Origin of the sequence: Nocardia sp. NPDC057455 (genome assembly GCF_042802775.1) — a bacterium.
GTDB lineage: Bacteria > Actinomycetota > Actinomycetes > Mycobacteriales > Mycobacteriaceae > Nocardia.
The window spans coordinates 56,610-68,521 of record NZ_JBHVDM010000012.1; the positions used below are offsets into that span (position 1 = coordinate 56,610).

At 69.3% G+C, this 11,912-nt stretch carries 13 protein-coding genes; 4 read left to right on the forward strand and 9 right to left on the reverse strand.

What is annotated here, in order from left to right; all coding sequences use genetic code 11:
* The first annotated feature begins 28 nt into the window (after nucleotides 1–28).
* On the forward strand, nucleotides 29–1,207 hold the full coding sequence (locus ACFU5M_RS07325) for a winged helix DNA-binding domain-containing protein (RefSeq protein ID WP_379045235.1): 1,179 nt from the start codon (nucleotides 29–31) through the stop codon (nucleotides 1,205–1,207).
* Nucleotides 1,208–1,240: 33 nt separating this feature from the next.
* Nucleotides 1,241–1,879 carry a GNAT family N-acetyltransferase gene (locus tag ACFU5M_RS07330; protein ID WP_379045238.1) on the forward strand — a complete coding sequence of 213 codons (639 nt, stop codon included), beginning with the start codon at nucleotides 1,241–1,243 and terminating at the stop codon, nucleotides 1,877–1,879.
* 150 nt (nucleotides 1,880–2,029) lie between these two features.
* Here the strand turns inward: ACFU5M_RS07330 and nadC are convergent, their stop codons facing one another.
* The 3 genes from nadC to nadA form a co-directional block, all read right to left on the reverse strand.
* Nucleotides 2,030–2,890, reverse strand: coding sequence for a carboxylating nicotinate-nucleotide diphosphorylase (nadC, locus tag ACFU5M_RS07335; protein ID WP_379045241.1), 861 nt, complete (start codon nucleotides 2,888–2,890; stop codon nucleotides 2,030–2,032).
* 58 nt (nucleotides 2,891–2,948) lie between these two features.
* Entirely contained in the window at nucleotides 2,949–4,517 is a 1,569-nt protein-coding gene (locus ACFU5M_RS07340) for an L-aspartate oxidase (RefSeq protein WP_379045244.1), read from the reverse strand.
* Between the two features lie 121 nt (nucleotides 4,518–4,638).
* Complete coding sequence (gene nadA, locus ACFU5M_RS07345) at nucleotides 4,639–5,682, reverse strand: quinolinate synthase NadA (RefSeq protein WP_379045247.1); 1,044 nt, start codon at nucleotides 5,680–5,682, stop codon at nucleotides 4,639–4,641.
* A gap of 76 nt (nucleotides 5,683–5,758) precedes the next feature.
* On the opposite strand from nadA, the gene ACFU5M_RS07350 reads away from it, so the two are divergent.
* Nucleotides 5,759–6,520: an NUDIX domain-containing protein gene (locus tag ACFU5M_RS07350; protein ID WP_379045251.1), complete on the forward strand. Its 762-nt coding sequence runs from the start codon at nucleotides 5,759–5,761 to the stop codon at nucleotides 6,518–6,520.
* Nucleotides 6,521–6,614: 94 nt separating this feature from the next.
* On the opposite strand, the gene ACFU5M_RS07355 is transcribed toward ACFU5M_RS07350, so the two are convergent.
* Nucleotides 6,615–6,791, reverse strand: a complete 177-nt coding sequence (locus ACFU5M_RS07355; protein ID WP_379045254.1) for a hypothetical protein — start codon at nucleotides 6,789–6,791, stop codon at nucleotides 6,615–6,617.
* Nucleotides 6,792–7,218: 427 nt separating this feature from the next.
* On the opposite strand from ACFU5M_RS07355, the gene ACFU5M_RS07360 reads away from it, so the two are divergent.
* Nucleotides 7,219–7,422, forward strand: coding sequence for a cold-shock protein (locus ACFU5M_RS07360; protein ID WP_040741190.1), 204 nt, complete (start codon nucleotides 7,219–7,221; stop codon nucleotides 7,420–7,422).
* A gap of 107 nt (nucleotides 7,423–7,529) precedes the next feature.
* On the opposite strand, the gene ACFU5M_RS07365 is transcribed toward ACFU5M_RS07360, so the two are convergent.
* The 5 genes from ACFU5M_RS07365 to bioB all read right to left on the reverse strand — a co-directional run bounded on the left by ACFU5M_RS07365 (nucleotide 7,530) and on the right by bioB (nucleotide 11,838).
* A complete protein-coding gene (locus ACFU5M_RS07365) occupies nucleotides 7,530–9,131 on the reverse strand; it encodes an alkaline phosphatase D family protein (protein ID WP_379045257.1) in 1,602 nt (533 codons plus the stop codon).
* A 136-nt stretch (nucleotides 9,132–9,267) separates the two neighbouring features.
* A complete protein-coding gene (locus ACFU5M_RS07370) occupies nucleotides 9,268–9,801 on the reverse strand; it encodes a DUF1353 domain-containing protein (RefSeq protein WP_379045260.1) in 534 nt (177 codons plus the stop codon).
* Between the two features lie 88 nt (nucleotides 9,802–9,889).
* Nucleotides 9,890–10,531 (reverse strand): DUF2567 domain-containing protein, encoded by a 642-nt coding sequence (locus ACFU5M_RS07375; protein WP_379045263.1) that lies wholly within the window; start codon nucleotides 10,529–10,531, stop codon nucleotides 9,890–9,892.
* A complete protein-coding gene (locus tag ACFU5M_RS07380; RefSeq protein ID WP_062970925.1) occupies nucleotides 10,531–10,758 on the reverse strand; it encodes a hypothetical protein in 228 nt (75 codons plus the stop codon). The genes ACFU5M_RS07375 and ACFU5M_RS07380 overlap by 1 nt, the downstream gene beginning before the upstream one ends.
* Nucleotides 10,759–10,791: 33 nt before the next feature.
* Nucleotides 10,792–11,838 carry a biotin synthase BioB gene (bioB, locus tag ACFU5M_RS07385; RefSeq protein ID WP_379045266.1) on the reverse strand — a complete coding sequence of 349 codons (1,047 nt, stop codon included), beginning with the start codon at nucleotides 11,836–11,838 and terminating at the stop codon, nucleotides 10,792–10,794.
* Nucleotides 11,839–11,912: the final 74 nt, after the last annotated feature.

Sequence of the window (11,912 nt, forward strand, 5' to 3'; positions counted from 1 at the left end):
ACCACGGCGCGAACGCTACGATTCGCCTATGCGTTCGATTGATGCCGCGCAGCGGCGCGCTCGGCTGGCGGTGCGACACCGGCTGGCGATGCCGGAGCGGACCGAGCGGGTCGCGGAGATCGCCCGCTCAGTGGTCGCCCTGCACGCGACCGATCCGGCGACCGTGTTCCTCTCCGTCGCGGCCCGCGCCGACGGACTCGCGCCCTCGGATGTCGAACAAGCGCTCTACGAGGACCGTTCGCTGCTGCGGATGCTCGCCATGCGCCGCACCATGTTCGTGGTGCCGGTGGATTCGGTTCCGATTCTCCAGGCTTCGTGCGCGGACGCGCTGGCGCACAAGCAACGACGCAACTACGGCAAGTACCTGGCGCAAGCGGGCATCGGGGACGGCGACACGGCCGGCTGGTGGGCGGAGGTCGAAGCCGAGACGCACAAGGCGTTGCTGGCCCGCGGCGCGGCGACCGGCGCGCAGCTGAGCAAGGATGTCCCGCGGTTGCGCACCCAGGTGAACACCGCTCCGGAGAAGGCGTATTCGAAGCCGACGAACATCACCACCTGGGTGCTGGTGACTCTCGGCTGTGCGGGCCGCATCGTGCGCGGCAGGCCGAACGGTGGCTGGACCAGCAGCCAGTACAGCTGGGCGCCGACCGAATCGTGGTTGCCGGAGGGAGTTCCCGCGCTATCCGCCGCCGAGGCCAGGGTGGAACTGGTCCGCCGTTGGTTGCGCGCCTTCGGTCCCGCGCCGGTGTCCGACGTGAAGTGGTGGACCGGGTGGACGCTCGGCGAGGTGCGCGCGGCACTCGGCGCCCTGGATCTGGTCGAGGTCGATCTGGACGGCGTGACCGGCGTGCTCCTGGCCGACGACGTGGACCCGGTCGCCGCGCCGGAACCCTGGGCGGCGTTGCTGCCCGCCCTCGACCCGACGCCGATGGGCTGGCAGGCGCGGGAGTGGTATCTCGGCGGGCACGCTCCGCGCCTGTTCGATCGCAACGGCAATATCGGACCCACCGTCTGGTGGGATGGGCGCATCGTCGGCGGCTGGGCGCAACGTAAGGACGGCGAGATCGTCTACCGCCTCCTCGACGACGTGGGCGCGGACGCCGAAGCGCTGATCGCCGCGCAAGCACAACGCGTCGCCGGCTGGTTCGGCGAGGTCCGCGCCATCCCACGCTTCCGGACACCGCTGGAACGCGAGCTCACCGCCTGAGCCGTTCGACCGGTACCGGCTAGTTTGGAAGGCATGGAGATTCGCGGGTTCACCGACAGCGACCGAGACGCGCTGCGCGCCCTGTTCGTTCGAGCGGGTGCGGGTTCGCCGACCGAGTCGCTGTGGGGGCATCCGGAGTCCGAGGCGGCGATCTATCTGGAGCCGTACATGGATCTGGAATCGGAGTCACTGTTCGTCGCGGAGTCCGGGGGCGAACTGGTCGGGTATCTGACCGGCTGCGTGGACAGTGCGGCCTTTCCCAGCGAGAGCGAGCGGATCGATCAGGCGATCCGCCGTCACCGTTTGATCTTCCGGCGCGGGCCCGCCGGATTCTTCGCGCGCAGCATCGCCGATGTCGCCGGTGCGGCGATCCGCCGCGCGCCGACGGCGGGCGACTTCCACGACGAGCGCAGGCCGAGCCACCTGCACATCAACGTCGCGCCGGAGGCCAGGGGCACCGGCGCCGCCGACCGGCTGATGGTCCGCTGGTTCGAGCGGCTCGCCGAGACCCGCTCGCCGGGCTGTCACTTGCAGACATTGACCGAAAACGTCCGTGCGGTGCGATTTTTCGAACGCATGGGCTTCACCGCGCACGGGCCGGAGCCCCTGGTCCCCGGCCTACGCTACCGCGGCGAACGTGTGCACCAGCGCACGATGGTCCGTGACAGCTGACGAGGACGCGGCGGCGTTCCGCACGACGCCCTCTGCTGCTCGATCGACGTCGGCCCGCTGTCTATCGGAGCGGACCATGCGACCGTCCATGCCGCCGGCGACGGTTACCGCCGGGCGACTCGACCCTGTGCGCACCAAGTACCCGGGCGCCTACACGTCCAGCCCGAGGTCTAGCACCCGGACCGAATGGGTGAGGGCGCCGACGGCAAGGTAGTCGACGCCGGTGCGGGCGTATTCGGCGGCGACGTCCAGGCTCAACCCGCCGGAGGACTCCAGTTTCGTCCGGGGGGACGCGGCGTTGCGGCGCTGGACGGCCGCCTGGGTCTGCCAGAGCGGGAAGTTGTCCAGCAGAACGAGTTCCACGTTCTCGGCGAGCACCGCGTCGAGCTGTTCGAGGCTGTCGACCTCGACCTCGCAGGCGATGTCCGCAGCGGCGGCGCGCACCGCGCGCAGCGCCTCCACCACCGACCCCGCGGCGACCACGTGATTGTCCTTGATCAGCGCGGCGTCGCCGAGGCCCATGCGGTGGTTGACGCCACCGCCGACCCGCACGGCGTACTTCTGCAGCGCACGCAATCCGGGCAGTGTCTTGCGGCTGTCGCGGATGCGGCAGTGGGTGCCCGCGACGGCGTCCACCCAGGCGGCCGTCGCGGTCGCGATGCCGGACAGATGACACACCAGGTTGAGCATGGTGCGCTCCGCGGTGAGCAAACCGCGCGTCGGCGCGATGACAGTCAGGACGGGTTGCCCCGGCGACACCCGGGTGCCATCGGCGACGCGATCGGTGATCTCGTACTCGCCCGCACCGATCACCTCGTCGAGCACCAGCAAACCGGCGTCGAGCCCGGCCACGGTCCCCGGTTCCCGCGACACCACCGACGCTTTGATCACCGCGTCCGCGGGCACGGTGGCCGTCGTGGTGACGTCCGGGCCGTAACGCAGGTCCTCGTCCAGCGCGGCGCGGATGACGCGCAGCACCTCGTCGCGATCCAGGGCGGCATCCAAAGCCATCGAAGTGTTCCTCTCTCGCCGAGCGGGGCCGGTGGACAGCCCTGGTCGGCGCGTGTGGTCAGGGAAGTGGTGCGTACTCGGGGACGCCGTCGTCGTTCAGCCGGATCGGGAGGCTGCGGCGGAGTTCGTCCACGGTGTCCGGGTGATCCGACCGGGTGTGACAGCCCCGGCTCTCGGTGCGGGCGAGTGCGGCCACCAGCAGGGTGCGCGCCGCGAGGGTGAGCGCGGCGTCCTCGATTCCGGCGATCGGATGTGCGGCGGCGGTGTAGGTGTCGCGACGGACGACCACGTCGTCGAGCCGCTTGAGCGCTTCGGCGAGACCGGCGCGGTCGCGGACCACCGAGGCGTGCGTGGTCATCAGGGCCTGCACCACGTCACGGTCGGCGAACTCGGCGGTGCGAGCGGGGAGCTCGTCCACCACGGCCCGCTCACCGAGCCGCTCGGCAGCCGCCGCGCCGGCGCGCTCGCCGACCACCAGGCCCTCCAGCAAGCTGTTGGACGCCAACCGGTTCGCCCCGTGCAGTCCGGTGCGCGCGACCTCACCGGCCGCGTACAGGCCGGGCACTCCGGTGCGGCCGTGGGTGTCGGTGACGACTCCTCCGCACTGGTAGTGCGCGGCGGGTGCGACCGGGATGAGATCCGCGCGCGGATCGATGCCCACCGCCAGGCACGAAGCGGTGATCGTCGGAAACCGTTGCGGGAAACCGTCGATCGAGCGCGCGTCGAGATAGACGTGCTCGGTGCCGAGTGCCCGCATGCGCGCGGCGATGGCACGGGAGACGACATCGCGGGGAGCCAGGTCACCGCGCGGATGCACCCCCGCGGTCACCGGATTGCCTTCGGTGTCGACCAGCGTCGCGCCTTCGCCACGCACTGCTTCACTGATCAGCGGCCTGCGCCCGATTCCGCCGGGGGTGTACAGCACCGTCGGATGGAACTGCACGAACTCGAGATCGGCGACGGCCGCACCGGCCCGCAGCCCGAGCGCGACGCCGTCCGCGGTGGCGCCCGGCGGATTGGTGCTGAGCGCGTACAACTGACCGAGACCACCGGTGGCCAGCAGCACGGCGGGCGCGTGGACGACGCCGAATCCGTTCTCCGACACCGCGACCACGCCGCGCACACCGTTCGGCCCGGTGACGATCTCACCGACGGCCGCGCCGAACAGCACGGGCAGACCGGCCTCGTTCAGCGCGCGCTGTACCTCCGCGCCTGTGGCGTCGCCGCCCGCGTGAATGATCCGGCGGGTGCTGTGCCCGCCCTCGCGGGTCCGCGAGATCTGGCCGTCGCGGCCGAGGTCGAACACCGCGCCCAGGTCGGTCAGCGCGGCCACCGCGGCCTGCCCGCCCTCGACGATGGAGCGCACGGCGTCCGCCTCGCACAATCCGGCGCCCGCCTCCACCGTGTCGTGCACGTGCGATTCGACCGAGTCACCGTGCGGCGCGACGACGGCGATGCCGCCTTGGGCGTACTGGGTGGACGTATCGGTCGGGCCACCTTTACTGAGCGTGAGCACCCGCATGCCACGCAGTGACGCCGTGCGCGCCGCGGTCAGTCCCGCTACGCCGCCGCCGATCACGACCAGATCGGCCTCGGCCTCCCAGTCGATCGAAACCCGGGTTGTCATCGGCCCGCGCCTCTCCGTCTTCCGGTCCGCGAACGTTCCCCGGCGCGGACACGGTGGTCAGCACCGCGGCCACCGTGTTCCGCCGGAGAACGAACCACCGCCCTACGGGCAGCGGTCGGACTCATTCACCGCCGCCGGGATTGCCGATCGCGATCATCCGCTGCACCGAATTGCGGCCCAGCGCAGCGGTTTCGGGATCGACGTGCACCTCGTCACGGCCTTCGACCAGGCAGCGCAGCAGCGCCGCCGGGGTGATCATCTTCATGTACTTGCACGACGCCCGGTCGTTCACGGCCTGGAAATCGATGCCGGGGGCGGCCTTGCGCAGCTGGTGCAACATGCCGACCTCGGTGGCCACCAGCACCTGATTCGACTTCGCCGCCTTGGCCGCGTCGATCATGCCTCCGGTGGACAGGATGTGCACCCGCTCGGCCGGGAACGCGCCCTCGCCCGCCAGATACAGCGCCGAGGTGGCGCACCCGCATTCGGGGTGCACGAACAGCTCCGCGTCCGGATGGGTGCGCGCCTGCTCGGTCAGCTCGTCGCCGTTGATGCCCGCGTGCACGTGGCACTCACCGGCCCAGATGTGCATGTTCGCGCGGCCGGTGACCCGCTTGACGTGCGCGCCGAGGAACTGGTCCGGCAGGAACAGCACCTCGCGGTCCGGGTCGATCGAGGCGACCACGTCGACCGCGTTGGACGACGTGCAGCAGATGTCGGTCAGCGCCTTCACCTCGGCGGTGGTGTTCACGTAGGACACGACCATCGCGTTCGGGTGCTCGGCCTTCCACGCGCGCAGTTCGTCGGCGGTGATGGAATCCGCGAGCGAACATCCGGCGCGCTGATCCGGGATGAGCACGGTCTTGGCCGGGCTGAGAATCTTCGCGGTCTCGGCCATGAAGTGCACGCCGCAGAACACGATGGTGTCCTCGGGCGCCTCGGCCGCGATCCGCGACAGCGCCAGCGAATCACCGACGTGGTCGGCCACGTCCTGAATCTCCGGCAGCTGGTAGTTGTGCGCCAGGATCGTCGCGTTGCGCTCCCGAGCCAGTCGCTCGACTTCTCGCGCCCACTCCGGCGTTGCCTCGACACCCGCGAACCCGGAGGGCCCGTCGAACACCTGCCCCATCAGCGGGGGCGCCAGTTTCGCACCCGTCGTCGCCATGGATGGCTCCCTTCCTCGTGCGGTCGGCCGCGCGCCGATTCGCACCAAACCAGGTTTTCGACTTACAATCGAAAACGTGGCCCATAGTAGCACCATCCACGAATCGCTCACCGCGGTGTTCCAGGTTCGCCGCTTTCCCAGCGACATCACCGCAGGTCAACGCTCCGTAGACCGCACGGAAAGCATGCTGCGACGTTGCCCGCCCGATCAACGGACCGAACTCGCGGTGTTGCTGTGGGAGCGGGCGCTCGACCCACAGAAGGACACCTGGTCGCTACCCGGCGGCAGGCTGCGCGACGACGAGGATCTCGACACCTCCGCCCGCCGCCAACTCGCCGAGAAGGTCGACGTGCGCGAGCTGAGCCATCTGGAGCAACTGTCGGTGTTCAGCGCCCCCGACCGGGTGCCGAGCCCGCGCCGCATCGCATCGGCCTACCTCGGCCTCGTTCCACTGACCGCCGACCCCCACCTGCCCTCGGACACCGCCTGGCACCCGGTCGCGGCACTGCCGGACATGTCCTTCGACCACCGCACGGTAGTAGACCACGCCCGCACCCGCCTGGCGGCGAAACTGTCCTACACCAACATCGCCTTCGCCCTGGCGCCGGACCGGTTCACGATGTCGACCTTGCGCGAAATCTACTGCGCGGCGCTTGGATACGACGTCGACACGACGAACCTCCAGCGGGTCCTCTCCCGCCGAAAGGTGATCACACCCACCGGCGCCACCGCCGCCCCCGGCCGCGCGGGCGGGCGCCCCGCCGCGGTCTACCGCTTCACCGACTCCGGGCTGCGTGTAACGGACGAATTCGCCGCACTCCGCCCACCCGGCTCCTGATCAGCGGCGCGATCTCTGCGGACACCCGACATACCCGCGGATGACGTATGGCCTCGTCCGGGTCCTGCGAGCACGTGCGCGAAGGCGCCTGGAGTCAGTAGTCGGTGGCCACTTTCCGATGCTTGTCCTGGCGTCGATACTGCCGCTTGCTCGGTACCGGGCCCGCGGCGTTGCTGCGGCGCAGGGCATCTCGCCGCCGCCAAGCCACTAGATCTGCGCGCTCCTCGGCGACAGGAGGCGTCTCGGCCATCGTGTGATGTGCTCGCTTCATCCCCGCCTCCTCTCGGCCCGCTCAGGGCCGCCTCCGGCCGCCCACCCTATCCTCGCTACCGATTCCCCCTCCACTGCTTTTCGCCGCGGACCACGGGTGCACCGCGGCGGCTCCTCCGACGGTGGTGCGGATACTTCGACCCGCGGAGGCCTTGCCTGCGATCCCGGTGCCGACTGTGCTCGCCGCCCAACCATCACAGCTTGGACAGCTCACCGACCCGAAGCCGCCGAAGTCGGCTGGTCGGCCGCCCCCAGAGGCTGATCCAGCGAATCACGCCGCGGGGTCGACGAGGACCACGTGTGTCGGTTAGCTCACAAAACGGGGCGTGCGGTGTCGCGAAGCGCCGGATCGTGGCAGTGTTGACCGTTGAGATCGAGCAATCGATGTGATTGGCTCGGCTCATCTACAGAAAAGAATGAAGTAAGCAATGGCTCAAGGCAGTGTGAAGTGGTTTAACAGCGAAAAAGGCTTCGGCTTCATCGCGCAAGACGGTGGCGGCGCCGACGTCTTCGTTCATTACTCCGCCGTGTCCGGCTCGGGATTCAAGTCCCTTGAAGAGGGGCAGCGCGTGGAGTTCGAAATCGGCCAAGGACAGAAGGGCCCGCAGGCTCAGGACGTCCGCGCGATCTGATCGACGTAGCTAGGTAGGAGCCCCGCACCATGCAGGTGCGGGGCTTTTGCGTGTGATGAGCGTCCAGGCCGCGGCATCCCGGTGGTCGAGAATGCCGGGCTGCTGAGTCATTGCGCGCCGGAAAGCTCCAGGTCTGCCACCTCGACCAGCCCCTCTTCCGACCGTGCCGTCTCCAGCGTGAACCGCGCGGACCGGCCACGGACGACGAGGGAGGCGATCGAGTTGCCGAAATGCGGGCCGCTGATCTTCCGCCATCGGACCGGATCCGGTGAGATCCCACGCCGATCCGCGAGCCACCGCAGCGCCGACGCGATCGGCGCCGCCCACGACAGCGCGAACGCCGGATGGAGCAGCTTGGACGGTTCGTTGTGCACCGGCGAGCACACCAGTTGCAACACTCGAGATTTCGTCGGCTGCGGGTAAACCGCGCCTGCGACGTAGCTGTGATGCACGTCCCCGGACAGCACGCAGATCGTGCCGGGTGCACCCGGTGCATCGCCCAGCCGATGAAGCAGCCGGGCCAACCGTTCGAACGACGCACGGAACGCGGGCCAGTGCTCCAGATCCGCTGCCTGCCTGACCTTCTCGCCGAGCCGCCCGCGCCATCCCGGCAGATCCGCCGCACGCTCGTTGAGCGATTGGAAGTGGCTCAGCGCGGGGGGCATCAGCCACGGCAGGGACGATCCGATCAACAGATGGTCGAAGTCGCCCTCGGCGTTGCGCTCGATCCAGTCGAACTCCTCCGGCCCGACCATCAGCCGCTGCCCGTCGAGGATTCGGCCGCTGCGGGTGTCGATCACCAGCAGCCGGACCCGGCCGAAGTCGCGGCGGTAGCTCCAACGGGCGGGTTTGCGGCCGTCGACCTCCTTGTCGGCCTGCTCCGCGAAATCCTCCAGCAACTCCTGCACGTCCGCACCCGCCTCGGTGACCTGGCGGTAGAGCGGGTCACGCGCCAACTCGTCCGGGCCGAGGTTGCCGATGTGCTGGTATACCCAGTAGGACGCGAGCCCGGCGCGAATGCGCTTGCGCCACCACGGCTTCGTCGCCATCTGCGCACGCCATGCGCGCGAGGTGTTCCAGTCGTCGCGAACATCGTGGTCGTCGAAGATCATCGACGTCGGCACGGTCGACATCAGCCAGCGGATCTCCGGGTCCGCCCACGACTCGTGGTACAGCTCGGCGTATTCGCGGAACGACACGACCTCGCCGCGCGGCTCCTGCCCGCCGCGCCGCTGGGCGAGCCACTCCGTCATCCGCGGTGTCGGCTCGTCGGCGTAGACCTGGTCGCCGAGGAGCAGCAGCGCGTCCGGCCATTCCCGCTCGGGCGCGCCCATCATGCGCCGGGCGTAGGCGTCCAGCGCGTCCACCCCCAGCTTGTCGGCCTCCAGCACGCCCGACGTGGCCTTGGCCGCCCGGCACGACCCGAACAAAATCTTCTCCACGGTGCGCGTGCGAATCCGGCAAGGCGGCAGCTCGGATCCCGGTTCGGGCCACACCGCCACCCCGTCGAGCCGCACCTGGTAGGGAATCGACGCACCGGGCTCGAGTCCATCGATCGAAACCAGCGCGAAGTGCTGCTCCCCCACCTGGAACGTGCGAGCACGCCGTCCCAGAACGTCCACCTCACACGCGTCATCGGTTTCCACCCAGACGGTCGCCGAGGTCGCGTCGACATGCCGCAACACCGGCCCCAAAACCAGATCCGCCATACCTCGAACGCTACGTCCCCGATCGTCGCCAGGAAATCGAGATCGACGGAATATGGCTGCGGCATCGTCCGAGACGAGCTCTCCACCATGTGCTGTTGATCGTGAAAGGGTGGGGATACCGGGTCGACGTGGAAGGTCAGGCCGTCCTCATCTGCGGGTCCGGGGGTGGGGCTTCGGTCCGCCGCGTCACCCGGGATACGGCCCAGAAGGCGAGTTCCACCAACCAGAACAGCAGGAGGAAGATCGTCACCACGGTGACGGGTACCGCCAGGAAGAGCACCGACGGGACGGCGACGACAACGAACCGGGCGACGTCGGCCGGGCTCGCGCCACGCAACCGGTGGGCCGCGCGTACGGCCGCCCACATCATCCAGCGGCGCGGCAGCGAGACGCCGAGTTCGTGCAGGCTCCGGCGGAAGATGCCGTCGGCGTCGGCCACGCTCACCGTGCCGGAGCTGAGCAGGTAGTCGTGCAGGATCGCGGCGCGGGTGTAGCTGCCGTAGCGCGGGATCAGCCAGACCAGTGCGCGCGGCACCGAGGCGAAATCGGTGCGGAAACCGGCGGGAACCACGAATTCCTGACTCGCGCCGTGATAGACGAGGGGTTCGGTCACCCGCCAGAACTTGGCGTCGAGCTCTTCGACGACCGGCCCGCCACCGACAAAGGTCACGTCCTGTTCCTCCAGCGCACGCTTCGCTCCCACACCCACTGTGGTTCGGAGAGCCTTCCGTCGTCGCGGCTACCCGCCGGGCGACGCGTCAGTACCGTGGACGGTATTCGGGTACCGAATATCCTTCCGCGGCAGGCTCGTAGCCACGATAAGGCAGCTCCGCTCCCTTCGCAGCTTCACCATAGGGCGGGAAGGAGCCGAAGGCTTCCTCCTCGCTCCGCGCGATGCGGCGTCCGCTGCCGAGATCCTCCGACGTACTGAGCGCGGCGAGGAACAGCAGGACGAACGACGCGATCAGCGGCTGCACGATCAGCGCCAGCGCACTGCCCAGTTCGATAGGCAACGTGACGATCTGTCCGACCGGCGGGTCGTGCGAGCGTGGGTGCAGCCATTCGGCGACCTGCTCCCCCACACGCGCCATCACCACCGCGCCCACGCCGGAACCAACCAGCAGGCCGAGTTGCAGCAGCGGCCCGCGCGCCGAGCGCCACCGCCACACGGCGAGCGCGCAGAGCAGACCGAGCACCGCCCCCGCGAGCACGAACAACGCCAGCGCGTCGAATTGATGCGCGCTCTCACCGGTCAGCGCGACCCCACGGCCCGGCTCGACCACCAGCAACCGTTCGGTCGGCGCCAGCAGGCCCCATCCGGCACCGGCGAGCGCGCTCACCATCACCACGGCCACGGCGATCACCGCCGCCGCGCGTGCCTCGTCCCGCAACGACGCCACTAGCGGCGTTCCAATTCGGCCGAGTCGGTGACGCCGTGCCGGGAACACTTGGCCCACCAGCCGTCCGGGCTCACCTGCACGATCATGCGGCGGCCGCACTGTTCGCAGAAACGCGGCGGCTCCAGGCCGAGTGCGGCGGCGGCCGGGATCGCGTCGTCTAGACCCGGCACGATTCGCTTGCCGGTGAACGGGTTGTAGCGCTCGTCCATATTCATGACAGTACCCATGCTCGCCTGCCTCATCGTCGCAACCGAGCCGGGTCAGAGTGTTTCGTTGAGCGCCTTGATCGGCATCTTCAGCTCGCCCAGCAGATCCAGGTCCTGTTCGGCCGGGCGGCCGAGGGTGGTCAGGTAGTTGCCGACGATGACGGCGTTGATGCCGCCCAGGATGCCCTGCTTGGCGCCGAGATCGCCCAGGGTGATCTCGCGGCCGCCCGCGAAGCGCAGCATGGTGCGCGGCAGCGCCAGCCGGAACGCGGCGACGGCGCGCAACGCGTCGGACGCGGGCAGCACCTCGAGATCGCCGAACGGGGTGCCCGGCCGCGGGTTGAGGAAGTTCAACGGCACCTCGTCGGGTTCGAGTTCGGCCAGGTTCGCGGCGAACTCGGCGCGCTGTTCCAGCGTCTCGCCCATGCCCAGGATGCCGCCGGAGCAGACCTCCATGCCCGCCGCACGGACCATGCGCAGGGTGTCCCAGCGCTCCTCCCAGGTGTGCGTGGTGACCACGTTCGGGAAGTAGGAGCGGGAGGTCTCCAGATTGTGGTTGTAGCGGTGCACGCCCATCGCGGCCAGTTGATCGACCTGTTCCTGGGTGAGCATGCCCAGCGAGCAGGCGACCTGGATGTCGACCTCGTTGCGGATCGCCTCGACGCCGGCCGCCACCTGGGCCATCAGGCGCTCGTCGGGGCCGCGCACGGCGGCCACGATGCAGAACTCGGTGGCGCCGGTCTTCGCGGTCTGCTTGGCGGCCTCGACCAGGCTCGGAATGTCCAGCCACGCGGCGCGCACCGGCGACTGGAACAGCCCCGACTGCGAGCAGAAATGGCAGTCCTCGGGGCAGCCGCCGGTCTTGAGGCTGATGATGCCCTCGACCTCGACTTCGGGACCGCACCACTTCATGCGTACCTCGTGGGCCAGGGCGAGCAGCTCCTCCAGCCGGTCGTCGCCCAAGCGCAGCACCTCGAGGGTCTGCTCCTGGTTCAGCCCTTCCCCGCGTTCGAGCACCTGCTCGCGGGCGATCGACAGAATGCGCGACGTCCCGACCTGCGTCGGTGCTGGCGCAGTGGTGTCTACAGGTGCCTGGGTCACTGCCACGAATCCCTTCGTCCGGCCGAGGTGGCCGTGCAACTTGAACGGTGTTCAGGCTAGGGTAGCGGTAGGAG